Genomic DNA, 26,764 nt, shown 5'->3' on the forward strand with positions numbered 1-26,764 from the left:
GCAAATTCTTCCCTTACGTCGTGCGCCATCCTATCTGGCCGCGGTTTTTTCACTTGTTGTGGCCCTTCGGACGCTGAAGTAGCCTCGACGGGATGCCCACAACCAATCTCGATAGCCCCGAGACGGCAGTCCTCGGCGGCAAGCCGCGATCCGACGCCGGCCGCCGGCGCTGGCGCCGCCTGCTGCAGCGGCCGGGCCGGGAGCGGCCGATCTCCCTGCATCTGCTGATTCTGGGTGCTGCCGCCGCCCTGCCGGCAATCATCTTCGCGGGCTACCTTGTCTTCCGTTTCGATGGCGCACAACGCCAGGCGACGGAGGCGATCGCCGCATCCACCGCGCGGTCGGTGAGCAGCGGGATCGACAGGGCGGTCGAGGGGATGATGATCACCCTGCGCGTCCTGGCCAGCGCGAACGCCCTGCAGGAGGCCGACTACGAGGCTTTCCACGCCCGCACCCATGCGGCCCTGCGGGGCAGCGGCACCTATTTCATCCTGGTCGACGACGCCTATCAGCAGCTGTTGAACACCCGTGTGCCCTACGGCACGCCGCTGCCGCACACCGCCGACCCCGAATCCGCGACAGAGGCGCTGCGTACCGGCGGGCTGGTGGTGTCGGACCTGTTCTTCGGTACGGTCTCGCAGTCCTTCGTGTTCAATGTCGTCTCGCCGCTGGAACTGGCGGACAATCGCCGCTACGCGCTGATCCTGACGAAGAATGCCAGCGACCTGCAGGCCCTGATCGACGAACAGCGCCTGGCGGAAGGCTGGTCGATCAGCCTGACCGACCGCAGCGGGCAACTGGTCGCCGGCTCGGGCGAGGGCAGCATCGGCGAGATCGAGAAGTTCACCCAGGGCCTCTCGGATCTCGATGGCGGCGGCGGCCCGACCTATGTGACCCGCGACGGCGAACGCTACCTGGTCTCCGTCGAAACGGTGCCCCTGTCGCGCTGGCGGGTCACGGTATGGGCGTCGGAGTCGGTGGTCGAACAGCCGCTTCGTGAGTCGCTGCAGCTGCTGATCCTTGCCGGGCTGCTGATTCTGGGCGCCACCTTCATCCTGTCCCTCTGGTACGGTCGCCATATTGCGGCGCCGATCCGCCGCCTGATGCGCAATGCCCGCGCGCTGGGGCAGGGCGAACGGGTCGCCTCGTTCGAGTCCCCTGTGCGGGAGGCGAACGAGGTCGCCGACGCGCTTGCCGCGGCCAGCCGGCAACGTGCGGCGGCGGAGGAACGCATACACCTGCTGATGCGGGAACTGTCGCATCGGGCGAAGAACCAGCTGGCCGTCGTGTCTGCAATGGCGCGGCAGACCTCCGCGAATGCCGAGTCGCTGGCGGATTTCGCGCCGACCTTCAACGAGCGGGTGCAGGCCCTGGCCCGCTCCACCAGCCTGCTGGGCGAGCAGAACTGGCAGGCGGCGGGCCTGCGGCAGCTGATCGCGACCCAGCTCGCCCCTTTCGACGGCGAGGATCTGCCGCGCATCGCGCTGGACGGTCCCGATCTGGAGCTCAGCGCCGATGCGGCGCAGAACCTGGGGCTGGCGCTGCACGAGATGGCCACCAATGCCAGCAAGTACGGTGCCCTCAGCCGCGAGGACGGCAGGATCGGCGTCACCTGGCGGCTGCGCGACGAGGCGGGCGAGCGGCGGCTGGAATTCGTCTGGGCGGAGCGCGGTGGTCCGAAGGTGTCGCCACCCAGTCGCTCGGGCTTCGGGACGGTGGTGATCGAGCGTCTGGCGGCACAGTCCCTGAAGGCGAAGGTCGAAACGGACTTCGATCCGGCCGGCGTGACCTGGCGCCTGGACATGCCCGCGGACCTGTTGCAGCCTGATCGCGGCCTGTTCGGCTAGGGCATCCTGCGTCCGGCCGGACGCAGAGAAGATGCTCTATCTCGTTGAAATCGATCGACTTATTTCCGCTCGGATGAGTCCATCCGAGCGCAAGTCGATCCAGCCTGTCCGCTCCGGCCCCGTTGCGCGGCCCGCCGCGGTCGCCGATCCCGGATCCCGATGACAACCCGCGTCCCTCATCATCCCGCGACATTCTCGCTGCTGACCCTGTCGGTGGCCCTAGGCGTCCTCGCCTCGGTCATCTACGTGCCGTCGATACCGGCGATCGCCCTTGCTCTGGGGGTCGGCGAAGGCGCCGTGCAGCACAGCATGACGCTGTATCTGCTGGCCTTCGCGGTCAGCACCCTGCTGATCGGCCCGATCTCCGACAGGCTGGGCCGGCGACCGACCCTGATCGGCGGCCTCGTGCTGTTCTCCCTCTCCGGCGTGGCCTGCGCGCTGTCGGACACGATCCTGACCCTGCAGCTCGCCCGCATGGTGCAGGGCGTCGGCGCCTGCGCCTGCATGATCGTCGGCCGCGCCGTGGTCCGCGACATCTACGACCGGGAACGTACGGCCCGCGCGATGGCGATCCTGGGCATCGTCGTGGCCTCCGGCCCGGCGCTGGCGCCGCTGCTGGGCGGGCAGCTGCAGGTTCTGTTCGGCTGGGAATCCAGCTTCGTCTTCGTGGCCGGCTGGGGCGCGCTGCTGCTGCTGATGGCGATCTGGGTGCTGCCGGAAACGGTCGACCGCCGGCAGGTCGCGCCGGGGGTGGTCCGGCAGTTCGCCCACAGCTACAGCCTGCTGCTGACTGCGCCGCCCTTCATCGGCTATGCGCTGTCTGTCGGCGGCGGTGCGGTCGGCTTCTATGCCTTCACCGCGGCGGCGCCGATCGTGCTGATCAGCGTCCATGGCGTGCCGGCCGAACTCTACGGCTTCTTCGCCGCCTGTCCGCCGATCGGCTTCGTCACGGGCAGCTGGGTGTGCAGCCGGCTGACCAGCCGCTTCGGCATCGAACGGATGATCCTGGCCGGCTGCATCGGCATCCTGCTGACCGGCACGGCCATCGTGGGCCTGGACCTGGGCGTCGGCGGCCCCTATGCGATCGCGCTGCCGATGATCGCCTTCGGCTTCTCCAATGGCCTTTCGATGCCGAATGCCTTTGCCGGCGGTCTCAGCGTCTATCCGCGGATCGCCGGCGCGGCCTCGGGCCTGCAGACCTTCTGCCAGATGGGCGGCGGTGCCCTGGGCACCCTGCTGGTGGCGGAATTCGCCGTGCGGACCGGGTGGGAGCTCGGGGTCATGATCATCGCCGGCGGCCTCGCCGCGCTCGCCGGTGGACTGATGGTGCTGCTCCCCTGGGCGCCGCCCAGCGGTGCGGCGGGCCAGGGCGACGGCCAGGCGGCGCGACCGGACTGATCGTGCCGGCGTGCGTCATGCGCGTGATGGAGACTGGGTGGCTTGCCGCCCGAAGCCCGCCAAGGGACTTTCTCGGGGCGAATTTCTGGGGGGCGAAGGGTGGTGGGCGATACTGGACTCGAACCAGTGACCTCTCCGATGTGAACGGAACGCTCTACCAACTGAGCTAATCGCCCGCTGCAGAACTGGCCCTTTGCCGCGACGGTAAGGTCGGGACGGGGCCGGCAGCGAAAATTCGCCCGTGACCGGGCGAGGCGATGCGTATAATGAGACGGCCGCATGATTGTCAACCAGCTTCGTGAACCAGGGACGAGGGACCGGCCGTCGGACGCTGTTGCGGCCGCGCTGCCGGAACCGGTCGGCCCTGTCCTGGCCTGGCTCCTCCGCTGGCATTGGCGGCTGGAGCCGGTGGTGATTCCCGCAGCCCTGCTGCTTCTGGCGCCGATTCTGGTCTATGCCAGCAATGGCCTGACCCCGCTTCTGGCATTGCTGGCTCTGTTCTACCTGCCGCGGGTGACACAGAGCCTGCCGGGCCTGACCCGGCTGCGACAGCGCTACTGGTGGCTGCCCATGGCCTTTCTTGTGTTCTGGGCTTCCGCCTCCGCCTTCTGGTCGCTGCAGCCGCAGGACGACCTGATCTCCGGCCTGCAGCTGGGCGCGACGATGGCGATCGGCGTGCTGGTGGTGCGCGGCCTGTGCCTGACGCCGCCGCCTGCGGCCCGCCGCATGGGCCTGTTCCTGCCGCTGTCGGTCCTGTTGGTCGCGCTGCTGGCGGCGGCGGAGATCCTGCTGGATTTCCCCTATACCCGCCGCATGCTGGCCCAGCCGCCGGACTATGAGGGGCCGGATTTCCTGTTCCTCAACAATATCGCCCGGGGCATGCCGATGATGCTTTTCCTGGCCTGGCCGGCGGTCTACCTGCTGTGGTTCCAGCAGCGCCGGCGGCTCCTCGCGGTCCTGCTTCTGGCGCTGGTCGCGGCGGTCCTGCTGTACCTGCCGATGGGCGCGACGAAGATGGCGCTGGTGGCGTCCGCTGCGGCGGGCGGGCTGGCCCTGCTCTGGCCCCGGATCGCGATCGTCCTGACCTGCACCGGCGCCGTGCTTGTGGGCCTGGCGATGGGCGCGCTCCTGTTCCTGGCCCCGCCAGGGGAGGTCGCCACCGCGGCGGCCGGCCGCCTGCCCGACAGCTGGACGCACCGGCTGCAGATCTGGCGCTATACCGCCGACCATATCGCGGAGCGGCCGCTTGAGGGCTTCGGCTTCGACGCCTCGCGCAGGATCGGCGGCCAGCTCGTGTCGCCGACCCGGCAGGTGCCGCTGGTGACAGGCAATGGCGGCCAGCGGCTGCCACTTCACCCACACAGCATGCCGCTGCAGGTCTGGCTGGAACTTGGCGTGATCGGACTGGTTGCGGTCGCGTTCCTGATGTTCGGCGTGCTGCGGCTGATCTGGCGCATGGCCTGGGACCCGCCGGGGACCGCCATGGCCCTTGCCACGCTGGTCTCATGGACGGTAATCGCCAGCCTCAGCTTCGGCATCTGGCAGACTTGGTGGCTCAATGCCGCCTGGCTGGCCGTGGCGGCCGTCGTGCTGGCGCGGCGGATGGTCGCCGACCGCGATCCGTCCGCCCGCGCAATTCAGCCGGCAGGCACTTCGGACGGCATCACCGAGCGCATCCCGGCAAGCACCTCGGGCAGGTCGTCGTAGCGGTCCAGCAGGGCATTGCCGCCCAGCTCCGCCGGCGGGATGGCGGTATAGCCGAAGGTGACAACCACCACCGGCACGCCGGCGCCGCGGGCGGCCGCCACGTCGTTGTGCGAATCGCCCAGCATGACCGCCTGGTCCGGCGTTACATCGAAGCGGCGCAGGCATTCGCTCACCATCGCCGGGTCCGGCTTGCGGGTGGGCAGGGTGTCGCCGCAGACGGTCGTGTCCACCAGCCCCTGCAGGTCCAGCGCATCCAGCAGCAGGGTGGTGGGGCCGGTGGTCTTGTTGGTGCAGACGGCGATCCGGCAGCCCGCGGCGCGGGCCCGCCGGATCTGCTCCACGACACCGGGGAAGGGCCGGCCATGGTCGGCGATATGGGCGCGGTAATAGTCCAGGAACCGGGTCATGGCGGCGTCGATGCCGTCGGGCGGCGGACCGCCGGTGGCCGCGAAGCCGCGTTCCAGCAAGACCCTTGCGCCATCGCCGACCATGTGGCGGACCTCGTCCAGCCCCCGCGGCGGGCGACCATAGGTCGCCAGCACATGGTCCAGCGCGGCGGTCAGGTCCGGTGCGCTGTCGACCAGGGTGCCGTCCAGGTCGAAGATCAGGGCCCGCGGCCAGCCGCCTGCCCAGCCGGTGTCTTGGGGCTGGCCGGGCCTGGCCGGCATGTCGGCGCCGTCCTTTGGTAGCATTCAGAAACAGCCTTTGATTCGGTAAACCGGTCTTGTTTCGGTAGATCCGTGTGGGTCGCCGCGGGCGATGGCCGGACCGGTGCCAGCAAGCCCGGCGGGCACCGCCCCGTCAACCCCGATTGCACCGCCTGCCGGCCGGGCCGGATTGCCGGAACCTGCCCCTTTCACCGATCGTTCAGCCGTCTCCCCCATCATCGCGGACCGCCCATGACCTCAGAGACCCTTGCCGTCGTGATCCTTGCCGCCGGGCGCGGCACCCGCATGCGCTCGCACATGCCGAAGGTACTGCATCCGGTCGGCCAGCGTTCCCTGCTGGACCATGTCCTGGATGCGGCGCGCCGGCTGGAGGCCGGCCGCCGCATCGTCGTGCTGGGCCGCGACATGGATGCGGTTGCGGCGCTCTGCGCCCGCCACGGCGTGGAGACGGTGGTGCAGGATCCGCCACGCGGCACCGGCGATGCGGTGCGCGCGGCGGCGGTGGCGCTGGAGGGGCATGCCGGGCCGGTGCTGGTGCTGTATGGCGACACGCCGCTGCTGACCGTCGACACACTGGCCGGGCTGCTGCAGGCGCGGCAGGCCGGCGGCCTGTCCCTGCTGACCTTCCGGCCGCCGGAGCCGGGCGCCTATGGGCGCGTCCTGTGCGGGCCGGACGGCCAGGTCGAGGCCATCGTGGAGGCCCGCGACGCCACCCCGGCGCAGCTGTCTGTGGATCTGTGCAATGCCGGGCCGCTCGCGGCGCCGGCGCCGCAGCTGTTCCGCCTGCTGGACGGCCTGGGCGATGCCAATGCCCAGGGCGAGGTCTATCTGACCGACGTGGTCGCCGATGCCCGCGCGGCAGGTCTGTCCGTGCATCCGTTCGAGGCGCCGGCCGACGAACTCCAGGGCATCAATACCCGCGCCGACCTGGCGGTGGCGGAGGGCATCTTCCAGGACCGCTGCCGCGCGGCGGCAATGGCCGGCGGCGCTACCCTGGTCGATCCGGCAACGGTCTGGTTCGCCGCCGATACCAGCCTTGGCCGCGACGTGGTGGTGGAGCCGAACGTCGTGTTCGGCCCCGGGGTCACGGTGGAGGACGAGGTCCGGATCAAGGCGTTCTGCCATATCGAGGGGGCGCATCTGGCGCGCGGCGTGACCGTCGGGCCGTTCGCGCGGCTCCGCCCGGGCACCGAGGTGGCGGAGGAGGCACGCATCGGCAATTTCGTGGAGGTGAAGGCCGCCAGCATCGGCCGCGGCGCGAAGGTGAACCACCTGTCCTATGTCGGCGATGCAGTCGTCGGGGCGGAGGCCAATCTGGGGGCCGGCACCATCACCTGCAACTATGACGGTTTCGCCAAGCACCGGACGGAGATCGGCGCCGGGGCCTTCATCGGCTCCAACGCCGCCCTGGTGGCGCCGGTGCGGATCGGCGCGGGCGCCCTGGTGGCAGCCGGCAGCACGATAACAGGCGACGTGGCGGAGGATGCGATGGCCATCGCCCGCGGGCGGCAGGCCGACATCCCCGACGGCGCGGCGCGGTTCCGCCGCAGCCGAAGCAACACTGGCAAGGAGAGCTGAGATGTGCGGCATCGTCGCTATCACCGGACCGAACGAGGCCGTGCCCTTCCTGCTGGAAGGGCTGCGCCGGCTGGAATATCGCGGCTATGATTCCGCCGGGGTGGCGACCCTGGTCGATGGCGGCATCGACCGCCGCCGCGCTGCCGGCCGGATCGACAACCTGGCCGAGGTGCTGCGCACTGCGCCGCTGGCCGGTACGACCGGCATCGGCCATACCCGCTGGGCCACCCATGGCCGGCCGAGCGAAGGCAATGCGCATCCGCACGCCACGGACCGGGTCGCCCTGGTCCACAACGGCATCATCGAGAACTATCGCAGCCTGCGGCAGGAGGTCGTCGACCGGGGCCTGCAGCCGGAAAGCGAGACCGACAGCGAGGTGGCGGCCCTGCTGCTGACCGCGCTGCTGCGCGAGGGCGCGACACCGGAAGAGGCGGTGCCGGCGATGCTGGCGCGGCTGGAGGGCGCCTTCTCTCTGGCGATGATCTTCGCCGGACATGACGGCCTGGTGATCGGCGCGCGACGCGGCAGCCCGCTGGCGATCGGCTGGGGACGCGACGAGATGTTCCTGGGCTCCGATGCCCTGGCCCTCGCGCCGGTGACGCAGCGGATCTCCTACCTGGAAGATGGCGACTGGGTCGCGCTGCGCGCTGACGGGGCCCGGGTGCACGATGCCGCGGGGCGGGAGGTCGAGCGGCCCTTCACCCAGTCCGCCTATTCCGGTGCGCTGGTGGGCAAGGGCAACCACGCCCATTTCATGCACAAGGAGATCCACGAGCAGCCGACCGTCATCGGCTATACCCTGCATCGCATGATCGACGCCGCCGCGGGCCGGGTCGCCCTGTCGGACCTGAACGTCGACCTGTCGGCGATCCGGCGGGTCCAGCTGTCGGCCTGCGGCACGGCGGCGCTCGCCGCGCTGACCGCACGGCACTGGATCGAGGGGCTGGCCGGCATCCCCACCTCTTGGGATGTCGCGTCGGAGCTCCGCTACCGCGCCGTGCCGATGTCGGGAACCGAGCTCGGCGTCTTCGTCTCCCAATCGGGGGAGACGGCGGACACCCTGGGGGCCATGGCCCAGGCGCAGTCGGCGGGCGCCCACACACTGGCGATCACCAACGTCGCCGAAAGCAGCATGGCGCGGGAGGCGGACGACGTGCTGCTGACCATGGCCGGGCCGGAGATCGGCGTGGCGGCCACCAAGACCTTCACCTGCCAGCTGGTCGCGCTGGCCTGCCTGGCGATGGCGATCGGCCGCGCCCGTGGCGTGCTCGGCGAGGCGCGGGAAAGCGCCTTTGTCCAGGCACTGTCCGAGGTGCCGTCGCGGATCAACGACATCCTCGGTCGCGAGCAGCAGCTGGTCACCCTGGCGGAGACCATCGCGCCGGCCCGCAACGTCCTCTACATCGGCCGCGGCATGTCGCACCCGCTGGCGATGGAGGGGGCGCTGAAGCTGAAGGAAATCTCCTACATCCATGCCGAGGGCTATGCCGCGGGCGAACTGAAGCACGGGCCGATCGCGCTGATCGACGGCTCCATGCCGGTGATCGTGGTGGCGCCGCGCGATGCGCTGTTCCCGAAGACCCTGTCCAACATGGAGGAGGTGCTGGCGCGCGGCGCACGGGTGCTGCTGTTCACCGACGCCGAGGGCGCGGAGGAGGCGGACCGCCCCGGCGTGGAGAGCTTCGTGATGCCGGCCATCGACCCGCTGGCGGCGCCGCTCCTCTACGCCGTACCGATCCAGCTGATCGCCTATCACGTGGCGCTGCAGAAGGGCACCGACGTCGACCAGCCGCGCAACCTGGCGAAATCGGTCACGGTGGAGTAGGCGCCGCGGCCCTGTCGCTTCCGGCAAGTTCAGCGCGGGTCGCCGCGAACCGCTCCGCCAGCCTGTCGAACACGGAAGCGGTCGGCTGGCTGCGCCGCTGGTCCATATGCGCCACCAGCCAGATCGGCAGCCGCGGGATGTCGAGACCCGGCAGCACCGGCTGCAGGGCGGGGAAGCGCTGCGCCACCACATGGGCGACCAGGGCGATCCCCAGGCCGGCTTCGGCCGCGGCGGCCTGCGTGAGCAGGGAGTTCGAGCGCAGCGGCTGGAGGCCCGTGGGCAGCTGTTCGGACAGCCAGCGATGCTGCCAGAAGAACTGCGCCCGGTCGGGAAAGCCGATCAGCGGATGGCCGGCCAGGTCGGCGAGGCGCTGCGGCGCCGGGCCCGCCGCCAGGTAGCCGGCGGCGGCATAGAGCCCGATCCCCAGTTCCGCCACCATACGACCGGAGAGATCCGGGTCGTCCGGCTCGTGCAGGCGGATGGCGATGTCGGCCTCGCGGCGCGCCAGGTCGAGAGAATGGTTCTCCACGATCACGTCCAGCGCGAGCGCCGGTAGCACCTTTTGCAGGAGCGGCAGCTGCGGCACCAGCCAGGCGATGGCGAGCCCCTCCGTCGCGGTGATGCGGACCCGGCCGCCGATCCGTCCGCCGCGGTCCAGCTGGCGGGACAGGCTTTCCGCGGCACGGCCCATCAGGCCGAGATCCGCCACCAGCTGTTCCGCGGCCGGCGTGAGGATTGTGCCGCCGACCCCGCGCAGCAGCAGCCGCGTGCCGGTCTCCCGCTCCAGGGCGGCGATCTGGCGGCTCACCGTCGGCTGGCTCAGGTGCAGGCGGCGGGCAGCGTCGCTGAGGCTGCCGGCTTCGGCTACCGCATGCAGGATCTGAAGTCTGTCCCAGCGCATGGTTCCATCCCCACCGTCTCACAAGCCATGCAAATTCGTATGGCTTCTACCCGATCTTGTCGAATTCCTATACGTCAGTGGAGAGCGTAGCCTGCGGCGCATTCCATCGCATCCGGACCGGAGTGGCAGCAGGCATGACAGAGACCAGGACAGAGGGGCCGGGCGGATTGGACCCGGCAACGATGCGCCAGATGTCCGGGCTGGATTATCTGCGGACCATCTTCGAGGCAGGGGCAGGCGCCGCGATCGGCGAGACCGTCGGCTTTGCCGCTGCCCGCTTCGATCCGGGCGAGGCGGAGTTCGCCTGCACGCCGGGCGCCCGCCACTGCAACCCGCTGGGCACGGTGCATGGCGGTCTGGCCGCGACCCTGCTGGATTCGGCGATGGGCTGTGCCGTCCACACCCGGCTGGAGCCGGGGATCGGCTATACGACGGCCGAGCTGAAGATCAACTATATCCGCGCCATGACGCCGCAGACCGGAGAGGTGCGCGCGGTGGGAACGGTAGTGCATGTCGGCCGCCAGCTGGCGGTGGCGGAAGGCCGGCTGACCGGCGCCGACGGCCGCCTCTATGCCACGGGGTCGACCACCTGCCTGGTCTTTCCGCTGCCGCCGGCGGCAGTGTCGGAGTAGCATCCGCGGCACCAATCAGGATCGGGCCCGCGCCGCCATCTGGCGGCGACGGCAGCCGAGGGGGAGCGAGACGATCATGACCGAGAGCCTGGCCGCGCGGGCCCTGCCGTGGTGGCGGGTGCCGGCGCTGGTGATCACCTGCGGCGCCGTCATCCTGCTTCTGTCGATCGGCACCCGCGCGACCTTCGGGCTGTTCCTGGACGACATCTCCGGCTCGATGGGATGGGGGCGGGAGGTCTTCGCCTTCGCGATCGCGGTGCAGAACATCTTCTGGGGGCTGGCGCAGCCCTTCACCGGGGCGATCGCCGACCGCTACGGTGCGGCGCGCACGATCATCGTGTCGGGCCTGCTCTATGCCGCCGGCATGTACCTGATGCAGGCCAGCACGACGCCGCTGGAGATCACAGTGACCGGCGGCTTCCTGCTCGGCCTCGCCATCGCCGGCTCCAGCTTCTCGGTCGTCCTGGCGGCGGTCGCACGCGCCTTCCCGCCGGAACGCCGCAGTCTGGCGTTCGGCATCTGCACCGCCATCGCCTCCCTCGGCCAGTTCACCCTGCTGCCGCTGGGACAGGGCTTCATCACCGCCTATGGCTGGCAGACGGCGGTGCTGCTGCTGGGCGCCCTGACCCTGCTGATCGTGCCGCTGGCCCTGCCGCTCGCCGGCCGCAGCGAGGGCGGCGGCGCTGATTCCGCCGCCAGCTGGCGGATCGCCCTGGGCGAGGCGATGCGTCATCGCGGCTACTGGCTGCTGACCGGCGGCTATTTCGTCTGCGGCTTCCACGTCACCTTCATCGGCACCCACCTGCCGACCTACCTGCGCGACAGCGGCCTCTCCGCGGGCACCGCTGCCTGGGCGCTGGCGATCGTCGGCCTGTTCAACGTGATCGGCTCCTTCGGTGCGGGCATGCTGGGCGGGCGCTATCACAAGCCCTACATCCTGTCGGCGATCTATTTCGGCAGGGCGGTCGTGATCGCGGTCTACGTCCTGACCCCGCTGTCGGTCGCCTCCACCTTCATCTTCGCCGCGGTGATGGGCCTCCTGTGGCTGTCGACCGTGCCGGTTACCACCGCCGTGGTGGGACAGATCTTCGGCGTGCGCTATCTCGGCATGCTGGCGGGCATCGTCTTCTTCAGCCACCAGGTCGGCTCCTTCCTGGGCGCATGGCTGGGCGGCCTGCTGTTCGACGAGACCGGCTCCTACCAGATCGTCTGGTGGCTTTCCGTCGTGCTGGGGCTGGCGGCCGGCCTGATCAACCTGCCGATCGACGATCGCGCGCTGCGGCGGGCGCCGGCCGCCGCCTGAGCCCGCGGGGCGCCTGAGCCGAGAGGTCGCGGTGCATTCAGGCCGGGGCCGTTGACCCGGGTCCGGGCGCGGCGCAAGAATGCCCGCCGCTCCCGCCCCCCTTACGGCCCTGCGCCGCACCAGAACCAAGCGAGGAAACCCATGCAGCTTTCCGACAAGAGCCTGCTGCGCAGCCAGTGCTATATCGATGGCGCCTGGACGAATGCCGACAGCGGCAAGTCCTTCGCCGTGACCAATCCTGCCACCGGCGAGGAACTGGCCACCGTGCCCGACATGGGCGCGGCTGAGACCCGTCGCGCGATCGAGGCCGCCGACAAGGCATGGCCGGCCTGGCGCCGCAAGACGGCGAAGGAGCGGGCGGTGATCCTGCGCCGCTGGTTCGACCTGATGATGGAGAACCAGGACGACCTGGCGGTGCTGATGACGGCGGAGCAGGGCAAGCCCCTGGCCGAGGCGAAGGGCGAGGTGGCCTATGCCGCGTCGTTCATCGAATGGTTCGCGGAAGAGGGCAAGCGGGTCTACGGCGAGACCATCCCGACCTACGCGACCGACAAGCGGGTGCTGGTGACGAAGGAGCCGATCGGCGTCTGCGCCGCGATCACGCCGTGGAATTTCCCGGCGGCGATGATCACCCGCAAATGCGGCCCGGCCCTGGCGGCCGGCTGCACCATGGTGCTGAAGCCGGCGGAGCAGACCCCGCTGTCGGCCCTGGCGCTGGCGGAGCTGGCGGAGCGGGCCGGCGTGCCGAAGGGCGTGTTCTCGGTCATCACCGGCGATTCCAAGGCGATCGGCGGCGAGCTGACCGGCAACCCGATCGTGCGCAAGCTGACCTTCACCGGCTCCACCGAGGTCGGCAAGCTGCTGATGAAGCAGTGCGCGGGCACGATCAAGAAGCTGTCGCTGGAGCTTGGCGGCAATGCGCCGTTCATCGTCTTCGACGATGCCGACCTGGACGCCGCGGTGACCGGCGCGATGGCGTCGAAGTACCGCAATACCGGCCAGACCTGCGTCTGCGCCAACCGGATCTACGTTCAGGACAAGGTCTATGACGCCTTTGCCGCCAAGCTCGCCGACAAGGTGAAGGATCTGGTGGTCGGCGACGGGCTGAAGGGCAAGACCGACCAGGGGCCACTGATCGACATGCATGCGGTGGAGAAGGTCGAGGAGCATATCGCCGACGCCGTGGGCAAGGGCGCCAAGGTGGTGGTCGGCGGCAGCCGGCACGAGCTGGGCGGCACCTATTTCCAGCCGACCCTGCTGACCGGCGTGAACCCGCAGATGAAGGTCGCGCGCGAGGAGACCTTCGGCCCGCTGGCGCCGCTGTTCCGCTTCGAGCGCGAGGAGGAGGCGGTGCAGGCCGCCAACGACACCGAGTTCGGCCTGGCCTCGTACTTCTACAGCCGCGACATGGGGCGGATCTGGCGGGTGGCCGAGGGGCTGGAATACGGCATCGTCGGCATCAATACCGGCATCATCTCCACCGAAGTGGCGCCGTTCGGCGGCGTGAAGGAATCCGGCCTGGGCCGCGAAGGCTCGAAATACGGCATCGAGGATTACCTGGAAGTGAAGTATCTCTGCATGGGCGATGTCGATAAGTGACTGAGGAGCAAGCGGATGGGGCCGCCGTGAGCGGGGCGCAGCAGCCGAGCCTGTTCTTCGTCACCCTGCCGAAGAGCGGCACCACCTATACGTGGCAGACCCTGGCCGAGCTGACCGGGCTGGAGACGACGCCGAAGACCGACGAGAGCCCGGGCTGGACCAGCTACTGGAGCGGGCGCGAGTTCGGCATCGACACACTCTATTCGGCCGGCGACTTCACCAGCCAGATGCTGCGCCCGCAGGCCCTGTCCCGCTTCGCCCCCGACGGCTTCCTGTTCGGCGCGCATATGCTGCCGAGCTTCCACAACGTCACCGCGCTGAAGGATGCCGGCCTGGCGAAGGTGACGGTGCTGTTGCGCGATCCGCGGGACGCCACCGTCTCCTGGGTGCATCACCTGCGGAAGATGGGCGCGGAGACCCGCGGCTATCACAGCAAGATCTACGGCCTGCCGGTCGACCTGTGGGACTGGCCGCATGACCGGCAGATGGCCTTCCATGTCCGCACCTTCCTGCCGCTGGCGGTGAACTGGGTCGAGGCCTGGCTGGAATATTATGCCGACCCGGCCCGCGAGCTGGACATCCAGCTGCTGCTGTTCGACGACCTGAAGACCGCGCCGCGCCGCTATTTCGAGCGTATCCTGGCCTTTCACGGGAATACCGCGCAGTCCTGGGACCCGGTGAAGCCGCCGGAACCGGGCAAGCGCCATTTCCGCGGCGGCCGCCACGGCGACTGGGCGGCCGAGTTCCAGTGGGACGACCGCGCCTTTTCCGATCTGCTGCTGGCGGACCGGCTGCAGCGCGCCTACCGGCGGGCCGCCGCGGCCCATCCTGACATGGCGACGGCGCGGTCGCTGCTGGATGCCGGCGACCCGAAAGGCGCCGCGCGGCACTGGCTCGGGGTCCTGCGGGACTTCCCGCATGCGCGGGCCGCGCAGGACGGCGTTGCCGACTTCCTGCAGTTGCCGGACGGGCTGGGCCTGGAGGTTGACGCGATCGATCCGGTCGCGCAGCTGTTCCAGCGCCCGTCCTCGGCGCTCGACGTGCTGGAGCGCCAGGTCACGGACAAGGCGGCCTGAACCGTGGCCGGCCGCAGGGCGGCCGGCGGGCGGTCGGCACGGGTGTCGAGGCGGGGACGGGCCGGTGACGCAGCCTGATGCGGATGCAGAGCCGGGGATGACGGCCGTGGCGGCGACCGGCCGTGGCGGCCGGGCCTGGCTCGAGGGCCTGCTGCTGGTCGGACTGGGGACCCTGCTCTACACGATCCTGTTCGCCCGGCTCTATTTCCGCGACGACACGGTGATGGGCGGGGACACGCAGGTCCTCTGGTCTCTGAATCACCTGGCCCTGTACGCGCTGAAGGCCTATGGCACCTTCCTGTGGTGGGATCCCACGGCGCTGGGCGGCTGGCCGGCCTATGTCAACCTGTCGGTCGGCTGGTTCAACTATCTGGGCCCCTGGTCGCTGCTCTGGCTGGGCCCCTTCACCCTGCTGGCGCCCCTGCTGGACCTGTCGGTCAACCAGGTCCTGGTGTTCCAGAAGACGATCCTCTGCTTCGTCCTGAATGCCACCGGCGCCTGGCTGCTGTCGCGGGAAATCCTGCGCAGCCGCGCCGCCCGGATCTTCGTGATGCTGGGCTTCGCGCTCGGCGCGATGCCGTTCCAGGGTTTCAGGGATTCGGTGCTGTGGGAGAACATGGCGCCGACCCTGTTCCTGTTCTGGACCCTTGTCCGGCTGGTGGAGCGGCGGGACCTGGCCAGCCTGAAGCTGGTCTACCTGTTCGCGGCGCTGGGGGCGGCGAGCCTCAGCTATGCCACCCTGCAGGTCGCCATCTGGTGGTTCTTCGCCGCCATCTTCCTGATCGTGCTGGTGCATCCGTCGGTGCTGCGCACCGTCGGGCAGCTGCATGTCGCGCTCTGGCGGCAGCCGGGCGGGCGGGCCTTCCTGGCAGTCGCGGTCCTGGCGGTGCTGGCGGGGCTGGTCGCGCTGACCGCGCCGGTGATGTTCCACCTGGGCGAGCTGCTGCGGGTGCTGGGTATCGGCCCGGTCGACTGGGACACCGATGCCGGCGGCAATTTCGGCAGCCTGATGGCGCATCACCAGGGCTGGTCGGTCCTGCTGACCTGGGCGCCGTTCAGCGATCTCTACGAGGCCGGGCTGGGGCTGAAGAACGTCCTGGGCGACATCAACCGGGCCGGCATCGACCAGCGCTATCTGGGCATCGCGACCCTGCCGCTGCTGCTGGTCGCGCTGCTGCGCGGCGAGCGCCTGCGCTGGCTCGTCGTGCTGCTGCTGACCTGGTTCCTCTGCGCGCTGTTCGTCGCCTATACGCGGGAGAACCAGGCGATCGTCGCGCTGATGGACCATGCCGCGGTGTTCCGCAACATCCGCACCATCGCCAACACCCTGCCGCGGGACGTGCCCAGCCTGTTCCTGCTGATCGCGGCCGGCCTGGGGGTCGATGCGCTGCTGCGGCGGCGCGACATGCCGGGCGACGGCTGGCTGCGGGTCCTGCTGGTGCTGCTGGCCGCCGCTGCGGCCGCGGCGCTGCTGGCCAGCATCCTGCCGGTCTTCGCCGCGGTGCGGCACAGCCTGGGCCATATCGGCATCTTCCTGGGCGCGTTGAGCCTACTGGCGCTGGCGATGACCTTTGCCGCCGGGCATGGCGCCCGCCGCACGATGGCCATCGGCTTCCTGCTGCTGGTCGCCTGCGACCTGACCCTGAGCAGCTCGCACTACTGGCAGCGCGGGCTGGTCTGGTTCCGCAACGCGGGGCCGCACAGCCTGCCGCAGATCGACGTCCTGCGGCCGATCGACAGCGCCGGGCAGAACTGGCCGGGCGCTTATGCCGGGGTGATCCACAACGCCTATGTCGGGCCGATCCTGGGCCTGCGTCCCTGGCTGGTGCTGGAATCGCGGCCGGAGCGGCAGGCATTGCTGCCGAACTGGAACGCGGAGATCCGGACCATGAGCCGCTATCCCGATGCCAGCCTGCAGCGGGACGTGGCGGAGATGCCCTTCGCGGCGATCCGTGACATCGACGCCGCGGAGCTGCCGGCGGCCGGCATGCTGCTGCACCGGCCGCCATCCCCGGAGGTCGCGCCGGTCGCCGACGCCGGCGACAGCGACAGCATCGTCCTGCGCAGCTTCGCGCCGGCCCGGTTCGAGTTCGACGTGCAGACCGCGGCGCCGGCCTATCTGCTCCTGCGCGACAATGACGACCGCTTCTGGACCGCGCGGGTGAACGGCGAGGCGGTGCCGATCCTGCGGGCGGACTTCACCCAGAAGGCGATCCTGCTGCCGGCCGGCGAGGCGCGGGTGACGTTCGACTACGACCCCTGGCCGGTGCGCCTGGCCTGGTGGGTCTACTATCTGCTGCTGGCCTCCCTGCTGGCCCTGCTGCTGGCCCGCGGCGGCGGCCATCGGCGCACCGGGCTCTGCCTGGCCGGCGCGGGCGCCATCGTGCTGGCGGCCTATGGCGCGACCCTGCTGCTGGCGGCAAGCCGCGCCGACCAGGCGGTGGCGGCGGCGCAGGCGCGCCTCGACGCCGGCCTTTCGGGCACGACCCTGCGCCTGCCTGGCGGGCGGGAAGTGCCGCTCCGCCCCGGCACCGTCGGTGCGCTGGAACGGGTGCATCTGGACGCGAACGGCCTGTCGACGGTGGCCGGCTGGGTGGTCGAACCGCAGACCGGCATGCCGGCCGACGGGGTGCATCTGTTCGTCGGCGATGCCTACTGGACCTCGGTGACCCCCGACCTGGTCCGCGCCGATATCGGCGGGCGCGTGCCGTCGGGCTTCACCCTGACCGGCCACGGCATGGACAGCAGCACGATCGCGGATGTGCGGGCCTTCGCCAGCTTCCCCGGCGGCTATGCCCATGCCATCGGCGGCGCGCCGGTGCGCCACGCCGACCCGCCCTGGACGCCGCCGCCACTGCCGAAGGACTGACAGGGCTGCCGTTCATGGCCAGGCGTCGGGTGTGTAGCCCTGACAGATCCGGTCAGGCCCGGCCACCTGCCCGCCGTGACCGGACTGGACCGCGGATGCGGCGATGCACATCTTCAGAGGGGAGTGCCGCTGCGCTCCGGCAAGTGTGATCGCCACCCCCGGAGTCATCTGGCATGATCGCGGGGACTAGTACCGCGCGGGCCATGGCGGCGAGGGCCGGATCGGATCCGGCCGCCGACTTCTCGCGGAGCCGACCGGGCTCCGGCTGGAGGGGAGACGAGCGATGGCGCGGTTGCATGACTGCCGGTCCCCGATGGGGCTGCTCCCGGGCGCGGGAAAATGTTCGTGAAACATCCCTATTCAGACATCGGGGCGATGCCCGACAGCGGCTGGGCGACATGGGGCCATGACGCGGACCCCCTGTTGTTCGATATGCCCTGGACGATGGACGGGCGGTTCCAAGGGGCGCATCTGTCCTTCGCGACCGAAGCCGGAGGGACCGCCTGGGCGGATCCGCGGGCCGGATCCGCCGGCAGCCTGACCTTTGCCGCCCTGCAACCGGCACCGGCGGATCCCGCCGTCACGGACCCGGCGCTTCCCGGTGCGGGGCCGCAGGCCGGCAGCCCGCCGGCGGGCGGCATCGGAATGGCGGTCGACATCGGGATGCCGTTCGACATCGGGGTGACGGTCGACTTCGGGATGACGGTCCGGGACGGCATCGCGGCGGGCGAGCCCGCCGTGCCCGGATCCGCGATGGCGATGGCCACGGCCCCTGGAACCGTCCCGCCGGCCGCCGGTGCGGTGGCACCCGACAGCGCAGCTGCGAGCGGCAAGCCCATGGTGCTGGAGGGACTGGACTCCAGTGCCGGGCCTGTGGCGCTCACGGCCGCCGCCGCCAGGGGTTACGGCATGCTGCCGGAGGAGTCCGGCTGGCCGGCCGGCACGCCCCCGGCCGTCACCTGGGCCGGTTCGGTCGCCAACCAGGCCGACGTGGCGATGCGGGTGGATACCGCGCGCAGCACCTACGGAGTCGATGGCAGCGGCCTGCGGGTCGGCATCCTGTCGGACAGCTATAACAGCCTGGGCGGGGCCGCGGCCGACATCGCCAGCGGCGACCTGCCCGCGGCGGGCGTCACCGTGCTGGACGAGTATGACGATACCGGCAGCGATGAAGGCCGGGCGATGGCGCAGCTCATCCACGACCTTGCGCCGGGCGCGGAACTGCTGTTCCACACCGCCTTCGACAGCGCCGCGAGCTTCGCGCAGGGCATCATCGACCTGGCGGCGGCCGGTGCCGACGTCATCGTCGACGACGTCATCTATTTCGCCGAGCCGATGTTCCAGGACGGCCCGATCGCACAGGCGATCGACACGGTCGCCGCGCAGGGGGTCGCCTATTTCTCGTCTGCCGGCAACATCGCCCGCGACGGCTATCAGAGCGCCTTCCAGGGCAGCGGCCAGAACCTGATCCTGGGCGGCGGCAGCCTGGGCGAACTGCACGACTTCGACCCGGGCGCCGGGGTCGACACCACCCAGACGATCTATGTGCCGGTCGGCGCCGCCTTCGCGCTGTCGTTCCAGTGGGACCAGCCGTTCAACAGCTTCGCCTCCAGCGCGGCGTCGGGCGGCTCTGCCAGCGACATCGACATCCACGTCTTCGATGCCAACGGCAGCCTGCGCGGCGGCGGCTGGAGGAACAATCTCGGCGGAGATCCGCAGGAGGTGTTCACCTTCACGAACACCACCTCCTCGCCCTATCTGCAGCTCGCCATCAGCACCTATTCCGGTCCCGACCCGGGGCTGATGCGCTATGCCGCCTTCGGCAATTTCGAGGCGGTGGAATATGGCGGCGGTGGCACGGTTTACGGCCATGCGGCGGCGACCGGCGGGCAGGCCGTGGGCGCGGCCTACTATCGCTCTACCCCGGCTTACGGCACCTCACCCCCGCAGATCGAGGGCTTTTCCTCCGCCGGAACCACGACGGTGCTGTTCGACACCGCCGGCAACCGCCTGGCCAGTCCGCAGGTCCGCGCTACGCCGGACATCACGGCCGTGGACGGCACCAACACGACCTTCTTCGGGACCGACGCCGACAATGACGGCCTGCCGAACTTCTTCGGCACGTCGGCAGCGGCGCCCCATGCCGCGGCGGTGGCGGCGCTGATGCTGCAGCTCGACCCGACCCTGACGGTCAGTCGCATCTACGAGGTGCTGCAGGCCACCGCGATCGACATGGACGATCCCTACACGGCGGGCTTCGACACCGGCTGGGATGCCGGCACCGGCTATGGCCTGATCCAGGCAGATGCCGCCCTCGCCGCACTCGGGATCGCCAGTCCGCCGGGCGGCGGCGGCGGCGGCGGCGGCGGCCCGACGCCGGTATCGCCGACGAACCTGTTCGTCGGCGATTCCAGTGCCAACACGCTCTCCGGCACCACAGGCAACGACACCCTGATGGGCATGGCCGGCAGCGATACCCTGCGCGGCGGTCTCGGCGACGACAGCCTGGATGGCGGCGACGACGGCGACCTGGCCTATGGCGAGGGCGGCGCCGATGTGATGACCGGCGGCGGCGGCGCCGACAGCATGTATGGCGACGATGGCGGCGACTGGATCGAGGGCGGCGAGGGCGGCGACCTGCTGGCGGGTCTGAACCAGGACGATGTGCTGTACGGCAACGCCGAGGCGGACCTGCTGTACGGCAATGCCGGCAACGACCGCCTGTTCGGCGGCACCGGCGACGACCAGGTGAATGGCGGCACCGGTTCCGACCTGGTGGATGCCGGCGACGGCGCGGACACGATCTACGGCCTGTGGGACCTGGCGACCTTTCTGTCTGCGGGCGACGCGGCGCAGACCTTCGACGCCAACAGCGCCGACACCCTGCGCGGCGGCGCCGGGGCCGACAGCATCTATGGCGGCAATGGCGGCGACTGGATCGAAGGCGGGGAGGGCGGCGACTATATCGCCGGCCTGACCGGCGGCGATATCGGCTATGGCGGCGGCGGCAATGACGTCATGTACGGCAATGGCGGCAGCGACAGCCTCTATGGCGGCGGCCAGAACGACCTGGTGAACGGCGGCTCGGGCTCCGACCTGATCGAGGGCGGCGACGGGTCCGACAGTCTGTACGGGCTCTGGGACCTGGACACCTTCCGCGCCGCCGGCCCGGCCGGACAGAGCACAGACAACAGCGCCTCCGACACCCTGCGGGGCGGTGGCGGCGGCGACAGCATTCTCGGCGGCAATGGCAGCGACGATATCGATGGCGGCGACGACAACGACTATCTGGCGGGGCTGACCGGCGACGACACGCTGCAGGGCGGCGACGGCAGCGACATCGGCTACGGCAATTCGGGCGCCGACCGGATCTTCGGCGGCGGCGGCAACGACACCCTGAACGGCGGCGTCGGCGCGGACAGCCTGGAGGGCGGCGACGGCGCCGACATCCTGGTCGGCCTCTGGAGCGTCGAGACCTATGTGCAGGCCGGCGTGCTCGACGGCGGCTACGACGCGGCCAATGCCGATACCCTGATCGGCGGCTCCGGCAACGACACGATGACCGGCGGCTCCGGCAGCGACAGCCTGGACGGCGGCAGCGGCAATGACGAGATCTTCGCGCTGTGGGGCGACGATACCGCCAATGGCGGCATCGGCAGCGACCGGATCTTTGGCAATGGCGGCAACGACCTGCTCTACGGCGAGGACGGCGACGACTGGATCGACGGCGGCGCCGGCTACGACACCGTCAGCGGCGGCACCGGCAACGACACCCTGGTCGGGATCTGGAACACCGACGCCCTGACGGGCGGCTCCGGCGGCGACACCTTCGTCAGCTACGGCGCCGGCTTCGGCAGCCACGTGATCACCGACTTCAGCCTGGCCGAGGGCGACAGCCTGCAGTTCGAGGGCGCCAACAGGTCGGTCAGCGCCGTGCAGGGCACGACCTGGGTGGAGATCCAGGACAGCGACGGCAACCTGCTGTTCACCCTGCAGGGCCTGACAGACCCGAGCGGCCTGACCTTCTCGATCTGACCGCCCCGCTCCCTTCCGCCATCCGCCGGCCGCCCCGGCGCCGCCGTCGGGCTGCTGCGCTTCCCCCACCAGGACGCCGCCCCGTATCGCCAGCCGCATTGCGATGAATGGCCGCAACGGGGTAGACCGGTTCCCGCCTCGGTGCCGCTTGCCGGCGCCACCACGATGAGAGAGCCTGACGGCGATGGAACCGACGCGACATCAGGGCCCGACCGGAGGATCCGGCGATCGGGCGAGAGGGGCGGATGGCTTCGGCGGCTTCGGCCAGCAGGGCGGGGCCGGCGGCATGCCTGACGGCGGTCCGCTGCGGCGCATGGTCGGCGGCATCTCTGCGGTCATGGTGATCGTCTGGACCCTGCTCTGCCTGGCCTTCTACGCACTGATCGAGCTGTTGGGCAACCTGCTGGTCTGGCTGTCACGCAGCGTCTTCGAGGCGCAGGGCCTCGCTGATTTCTTCGCCGGCGTATTCGGCTTCCTGCAGGATCTCGGCTTCGTGACGATCGCCGTGATCTGGCTGATTGGCGTGATCCTGGCGGTCGGGTTCAACCTGGTCACCCACCGCGCCACCCGCGATGCGGAGGCCCGCTGGTCGCAGCGTCGCGGCGACAAGGCCCGCACCGTGGGCACCGGCTCCTCCGAACCGCCCCCCAGCGGCCCTGCAGGCGGCGGCTCTGCCGGCGGCGGCTCTGCGGGCGGCGGGGGCACCAGGGCCGGCAAGGGCGGCAAGGGCGCGAAGGCCGGGGCGCAACGTCCCGTCACCATAGACCTTCACCGCGACGGCGATACCTATCGCTAGGTGCGGGCTTGGGCGGGGGCTTGGGCAGGCTTGCGGCCTGTCGCGGGGGTTGCTAAGCCCGCCATCGAATCCGGGGCGGCAGATCCGGCGATGTGAATCCGGGGCCGCGGCCTCGTGCGGAGGACGGCCATGGCTGAATTCGACTACGACCTTTTCGTCATCGGCGGCGGTTCCGGCGGCGTGCGCGCGGCCCGGATCGCGGCCGGCCACGGGGCGCGGGTCGCCATCGCCGAGGAATATCGCTTCGGCGGCACCTGCGTGATCCGCGGCTGCGTGCCGAAGAAGCTGCTGGTCTACGCCTCCCATTTCCGGGAGGAGCATGCCGAGGCGGCGCATTACGGCTGGGATGTCGGTCCGGCGCATTTCTCCTGGCCGCGGCTGATCGCCAACAAGGACCGCGAGATCGCGCGGCTGGAAGGCCTCTACCGCAAGGGGCAGGAAAGCGCCGGCGTCGCCATCTTCGACAGCCGCGCCGTGCTGGCCGATCCGCATACCGTGCATGTCACCGGCCGCAAGGTCACCGCGGGCAAGATTCTGATCGCCACCGGCGGCCATCCCTGGAAGCCGCAGATCCCCGGCGCTGAGCTGATGATCACCTCCGACGAGGCCTTCCATCTGGAGGATCTGCCGCCGCGCATCCTGGTGCTGGGCGGCGGCTATATCGCGGTGGAATTCGCCGGCATCTTCCACGGCATGGGCGCGCGGACGACCCTGGCCTATCGCGGCGAGCAGATACTGCGCGGCTTCGACGACGATGTCCGTCACCACCTGCATGGCGAACTGCAGAAGGGCCATCTGGACATCCGCCTGCAGGCCGACCCGGTGTCGGTGGAGCGGGTGACCGGCGGGCTTAAGACGGTCTTCGCCGACGGCAGCACGATGGAGACCGACCTGGTGATGGCGGCGACCGGCCGGCGGCCCAACACCTCCGGCCTGGGCCTGGATGCAGCCGGCGTCGCGCATGATGCCGACGGCGCGGTGAAGGTCGACGCCTATTCCCGCACCAACGTGCCCAGCGTCTTTGCCGTCGGCGATGTCACCAACCGCATCGCCCTGACCCCGGTGGCGATCCGCGAGGGCCATGCCTTCGCCGATACCGAGTTCGGCGGCATGGACCGCAAGGCCGACCATGACTGCGTACCGTCGGCCGTCTTCTCGCAGCCGTCGGTCGGCGGTGTCGGCCTGACCGAGGCCGAGGCCCGGCAGCGCTTCGCGCGGCTGGACATCTACCGTTCCACCTTCACGCCGATGAAGAACACGCTGACCGGCATGGCGCAGAAGACCCTGATGAAGCTGATCGTCGATGCCGACAGCGACAGGGTGCTGGGCTGCCATATGGTCGGGCCGGACGCGGCGGAGATCGTGCAGGGCCTGGCGATCGCGGTGAAGATGGGCGCAACCAAGGCGGATTTCGACGCAACGGTTGCCATCCACCCCTCCGCGGCGGAAGAATTCGTCACGATGCGCAACAAGGAGACCGTGACGACCGCCCAGGCTGCGGATTAACCCGGCCGCAGGGCCGGTCGCGGTCGCAATCCGGCACTCCCATATGCGTGGAGTGCCAGCAGGGCGCCGGCCCGACAGGCCGGGCGGCCCGGACGAGGAAACGGAACATGAAACCGATGTCAGGCGCCCAGATGGCCGTCACCAGGGCCAGCGGCGCTGCGAAGGACTGGACCCCCGACAGCTGGCGCAGCCGCAAGGTGGAACAGGTTCCCGACTATCCCGATCCCGCCGCCCTGGCGGATGTCGAGGGGCGGCTGGCGAAGCAGCCGCCGCTGGTCTTCGCCGGCGAGGCGCGCAACCTGAAGAAGGATCTGGCGCGGGTCGCCCGCGGCGAGGCTTTCCTGCTGCAGGGCGGCGACTGCGCGGAAAGCTTCGCCGAGTTCGGCGCCGACAATGTGCGCGACACCTTCCGGGTGCTGCTGCAGATGGCGGTGGTGCTGACCTTCGGCGCCGGCTGCCCGGTGGTGAAGGTGGGCCGCATGGCCGGCCAGTTCGCCAAGCCGCGGTCGAAGCCGACGGAGGTGATCGACGGCGTGGAGCTGCCCAGCTATCGCGGCGACATCGTCAACGGCATGGAATTCACCGCCGAGGCCCGCAGGCCGGGCCCGGAGCGCCAGATGCAGGCCTATCACCAGGCCGCGGCGACCCTGAACCTGCTGCGCGCCTTCGCGCAGGGCGGCTATGCCGACCTGAACCAGGTGCATCGGTGGAACCTGGGCTTCGTGTCGCAGAGTCCGGAGGCCGACCGCTGGCGGGAAACGGCGGAGCGCATCACCGAGAGCCTGCGCTTCATGCAGGCCTGCGGCATCACGCCGGAAGCGACGCCGGAGATGCGTTCGACCCGCTTCTACACCAGCCACGAGGCGCTGCTGCTGGGCTATGAGCAGGCGCTGACCCGGGTCGATTCCACCTCCGGCAACTGGTACGGCACCTCCGCCCACATGGTCTGGGTCGGCAATCGCACCCGCCAGCCCGACGGCGCCCATATCGAGTTCCTGCGCGGCATCGCAAACCCGGTCGGCATCAAGTGCGGTGCGGACCTGGATCCGGAGGAACTGATCCGCCTGCTGGACATCCTGAACCCGACCGACGAGGCCGGGCGGATCGTCCTGATCAGCCGCATGGGCGCGGACAAGGTGGCCGACGGCCTGCCGCCGCTGATCCGCGCGGTGCAGCGGGAGGGGCGGACGGTGGTCTGGTCCTGCGACCCGATGCACGGCAATACCCTGACCTCCTCCAACGGCTACAAGACCCGGCCGGTGGACCGCATCTGGCGGGAGGTGACCCAGGTCTTCGACGTGCATGCGGCGGAAGGCTCCTATGCCGGCGGCATGCATTTCGAGATGACGGGCCAGGACGTGACCGAATGCCTGGGCGGCGCCCAGGCGATCGCGGAGGCGGACCTGTCGTCACGCTATCACACCCATTGCGACCCGCGGCTGAACGCCAACCAGGCGCTGGAACTGGCCTTCCTGATCTCTGGCCTGTTGAAGGAGGAGCGCGACCGTGTCGGCACCAGCCCCGCTGAAGCCGGTTGAGACCAGCCGGGCGGCGGCCCTGGAAGAGGATGTCGCCGCCCGCACCGACGTCTACTTCAAGAAAACCCGCGAGGTCGTGGAGGCGTTCGGCGACCGGGAGGTGACCTATGCCGTGTTCATGCGGCGCCCGGTCATCTTCTGCCCGCGGCTGATGGTCGACTGGCTGGAGGAGGTGAGCCGCGCCCGCGGCACCAGCTTCCGCATCGACCTGCAATACGAGGAGGGCGCCTGGGTCGGCGCCGGCCAGCCGCTGGTCTACCTGACCGGGTCGATGGCGCATCTTGTGGACCTGGAGACCCTGTACCTGCAGAAGCTGGGGCCGCCCTGCGTCGCGGCCTACAACGCCTTCTCGATGTGCTGCGACCTGCCGAACGTGAAGTTCCTGGCGATGGACGCCCGCCACTGCGCCGGCGCGGAGATGGCGGAGATGATGGCCTATGCCGCCTCTGTCGGCAGCCGCGCGGCGCGCGAGGCGCGCAACGCCTGCGGCTTCATCGGCAATGCCACCGACGCCACCGCGCATTACTTCGGCAACGAGCGCGGCTTCGGCACCATGCCGCATGCGCTGATCGGCTATGCCGGCTCCACCGTGCGGGCGGCCGAGATGTTCGTGGAGCGCTACCCGCAGGATTCGCTCACCGTGCTGGTCGACTATTTCGGCCAGGAGGTGACGGACGCGCTGGCGGTCTGCCGCCGCTTCCCGGAGCTGGTGGAGGCCGGCCGCCTGGCGGTGCGGATCGACACCCATGGCAGCCGCTACCTGGAGGGGCTGGACCCTTACACCTCCTACGCGATCCTGGAACGCCACGCGCCGAACGCGATCCGCCAGTACCGGACGGAGACGGAGCTGCGCTGGCTGGTCGGCACCGGCGTGTCGGCGGCGGCGATCTTCCACCTGCGCGACGAACTGGACGCGGCCGGCTTCTCCAAGGCCTCGATCACCGCCTCCTCCGGCTTCTCGCCGGCGAAGTGCAAGGTGATGGCCTCGGTCGAGGCGCCGGTCGACATGATCGGCACCGGCTCCTACCTGCCGGAAAGCTGGACGGAGACCTACTGCACCGCCGACATCATCGCCTATGACGGCCGCGAACAGGTCAAGGTCGGCCGCGAGTTCCTGCTGAAGCGGCGGAAGTAGCGGCCGTCTTCCGACCTGACCGTGCCTCCCTGTTGCCGTCATCCTCGGCCCCGGATTCAGAGAATGTGAGCCGAGGATCGTGGCAGGACGCCGAAGCCGCAGGGAGGTTGCCGCACGGCTGCGGCCTCGCATCGCCGCGGCCATCGGGTCAGGCTCGATGGCGACGGCGGGGCGGGCGGGGCGTCGCCGTCCGACCTGACCGCACCTCCCTGTTTCCGTCATCCTCGGCCCCCGAGCCTACGCGATTCACATATCTCTTCTCTTCGACACGCCTCCCTGCTGCCGTCGCCCTCGGGCTTGACCCGAGGGGCATGACGGGACAGGGACGCTGCGCAACTTCGCCGTCTTGCC

The 26,764-nt window shown here is 70.1% G+C and carries 17 protein-coding genes and 1 tRNA gene; 15 read left to right on the forward strand and 3 right to left on the reverse strand.

Annotated features, from left to right (window positions below; all coding sequences use genetic code 11):
- Positions 1-92: 92 nt before the first annotated feature.
- Together ACFOGJ_RS18735 and ACFOGJ_RS18740 are read left to right on the forward strand one after the other, a co-directional pair.
- Positions 93-1,847 carry an HWE histidine kinase domain-containing protein gene (locus tag ACFOGJ_RS18735; protein WP_379903348.1) on the forward strand — a complete coding sequence of 585 codons (1,755 nt, stop codon included), beginning with the start codon at positions 93-95 and terminating at the stop codon, positions 1,845-1,847.
- A gap of 159 nt (positions 1,848-2,006) precedes the next feature.
- Positions 2,007-3,245 carry a multidrug effflux MFS transporter gene (locus ACFOGJ_RS18740; protein ID WP_379903350.1) on the forward strand — a complete coding sequence of 413 codons (1,239 nt, stop codon included), beginning with the start codon at positions 2,007-2,009 and terminating at the stop codon, positions 3,243-3,245.
- Positions 3,246-3,345: 100 nt separating this feature from the next.
- Here ACFOGJ_RS18740 and ACFOGJ_RS18745 read toward each other — a convergent pair.
- A tRNA-Val gene (locus ACFOGJ_RS18745) sits at positions 3,346-3,421 on the reverse strand.
- Positions 3,422-3,656: 235 nt separating this feature from the next.
- Here ACFOGJ_RS18745 and ACFOGJ_RS18750 point away from each other — a divergent pair.
- Complete coding sequence (locus ACFOGJ_RS18750) at positions 3,657-4,952, forward strand: O-antigen ligase family protein (protein WP_379903352.1); 1,296 nt, start codon at positions 3,657-3,659, stop codon at positions 4,950-4,952.
- Here ACFOGJ_RS18750 and gph read toward each other — a convergent pair.
- On the reverse strand, positions 4,883-5,620 hold the full coding sequence (gene gph / locus ACFOGJ_RS18755) for a phosphoglycolate phosphatase (protein WP_379903354.1): 738 nt from the start codon (positions 5,618-5,620) through the stop codon (positions 4,883-4,885). The genes ACFOGJ_RS18750 and gph overlap by 70 nt on opposite strands.
- A 231-nt stretch (positions 5,621-5,851) precedes the next feature.
- Here gph and glmU point away from each other — a divergent pair, with 231 nt between their 5' ends.
- Positions 5,852-7,198: a bifunctional UDP-N-acetylglucosamine diphosphorylase/glucosamine-1-phosphate N-acetyltransferase GlmU gene (gene glmU / locus ACFOGJ_RS18760; RefSeq protein ID WP_379903356.1), complete on the forward strand. Its 1,347-nt coding sequence runs from the start codon at positions 5,852-5,854 to the stop codon at positions 7,196-7,198.
- Between the two features lies 1 nt (position 7,199).
- Positions 7,200-9,023 carry a glutamine--fructose-6-phosphate transaminase (isomerizing) gene (glmS, locus tag ACFOGJ_RS18765; RefSeq protein ID WP_379903358.1) on the forward strand — a complete coding sequence of 608 codons (1,824 nt, stop codon included), beginning with the start codon at positions 7,200-7,202 and terminating at the stop codon, positions 9,021-9,023.
- Here the strand turns inward: glmS and ACFOGJ_RS18770 are convergent.
- Positions 9,010-9,924 carry a LysR family transcriptional regulator gene (locus tag ACFOGJ_RS18770; RefSeq protein ID WP_379903360.1) on the reverse strand — a complete coding sequence of 305 codons (915 nt, stop codon included), beginning with the start codon at positions 9,922-9,924 and terminating at the stop codon, positions 9,010-9,012. The genes glmS and ACFOGJ_RS18770 overlap by 14 nt on opposite strands.
- A gap of 134 nt (positions 9,925-10,058) precedes the next feature.
- On the opposite strand from ACFOGJ_RS18770, the gene ACFOGJ_RS18775 reads away from it, so the two are divergent.
- From ACFOGJ_RS18775 to ACFOGJ_RS18820, 10 genes are all read left to right on the forward strand, one after another.
- Entirely contained in the window at positions 10,059-10,556 is a 498-nt protein-coding gene (locus ACFOGJ_RS18775) for a PaaI family thioesterase (protein ID WP_379903362.1), read from the forward strand.
- Between the two features lie 76 nt (positions 10,557-10,632).
- On the forward strand, positions 10,633-11,859 hold the full coding sequence (locus ACFOGJ_RS18780) for an MFS transporter (protein ID WP_379903364.1): 1,227 nt from the start codon (positions 10,633-10,635) through the stop codon (positions 11,857-11,859).
- Positions 11,860-12,000: 141 nt separating this feature from the next.
- Entirely contained in the window at positions 12,001-13,458 is a 1,458-nt protein-coding gene (gene gabD, locus ACFOGJ_RS18785) for an NADP-dependent succinate-semialdehyde dehydrogenase (protein WP_379903365.1), read from the forward strand.
- A gap of 26 nt (positions 13,459-13,484) precedes the next feature.
- Positions 13,485-14,534 carry a sulfotransferase domain-containing protein gene (locus ACFOGJ_RS18790; RefSeq protein ID WP_379903367.1) on the forward strand — a complete coding sequence of 350 codons (1,050 nt, stop codon included), beginning with the start codon at positions 13,485-13,487 and terminating at the stop codon, positions 14,532-14,534.
- Between the two features lie 64 nt (positions 14,535-14,598).
- Positions 14,599-17,403 carry a hypothetical protein gene (locus ACFOGJ_RS18795; RefSeq protein ID WP_379903369.1) on the forward strand — a complete coding sequence of 935 codons (2,805 nt, stop codon included), beginning with the start codon at positions 14,599-14,601 and terminating at the stop codon, positions 17,401-17,403.
- A gap of 345 nt (positions 17,404-17,748) precedes the next feature.
- Positions 17,749-21,438, forward strand: a complete 3,690-nt coding sequence (locus tag ACFOGJ_RS18800; RefSeq protein ID WP_379903371.1) for a S8 family serine peptidase — start codon at positions 17,749-17,751, stop codon at positions 21,436-21,438.
- Between the two features lie 286 nt (positions 21,439-21,724).
- The gene (locus ACFOGJ_RS18805) at positions 21,725-22,234 is read left to right on the forward strand and encodes a hypothetical protein (RefSeq protein ID WP_379903373.1); all 510 of its coding nucleotides are present in this window, start codon (positions 21,725-21,727) and stop codon (positions 22,232-22,234) included.
- A gap of 129 nt (positions 22,235-22,363) precedes the next feature.
- On the forward strand, positions 22,364-23,740 hold the full coding sequence (gene gor, locus ACFOGJ_RS18810) for a glutathione-disulfide reductase (protein ID WP_379903375.1): 1,377 nt from the start codon (positions 22,364-22,366) through the stop codon (positions 23,738-23,740).
- Positions 23,741-23,847: 107 nt separating this feature from the next.
- On the forward strand, positions 23,848-25,278 hold the full coding sequence (locus ACFOGJ_RS18815; protein WP_379903377.1) for a class II 3-deoxy-7-phosphoheptulonate synthase: 1,431 nt from the start codon (positions 23,848-23,850) through the stop codon (positions 25,276-25,278).
- A complete protein-coding gene (locus ACFOGJ_RS18820) occupies positions 25,247-26,413 on the forward strand; it encodes a nicotinate phosphoribosyltransferase (RefSeq protein ID WP_379903379.1) in 1,167 nt (388 codons plus the stop codon). The genes ACFOGJ_RS18815 and ACFOGJ_RS18820 overlap by 32 nt, the downstream gene beginning before the upstream one ends.
- The last annotated feature ends 351 nt before the right edge of the window (positions 26,414-26,764 follow it).

This window comes from Marinibaculum pumilum, assembly GCF_042646425.1.
Lineage (GTDB): Bacteria > Pseudomonadota > Alphaproteobacteria > Ferrovibrionales > Ferrovibrionaceae > Marinibaculum > Marinibaculum pumilum.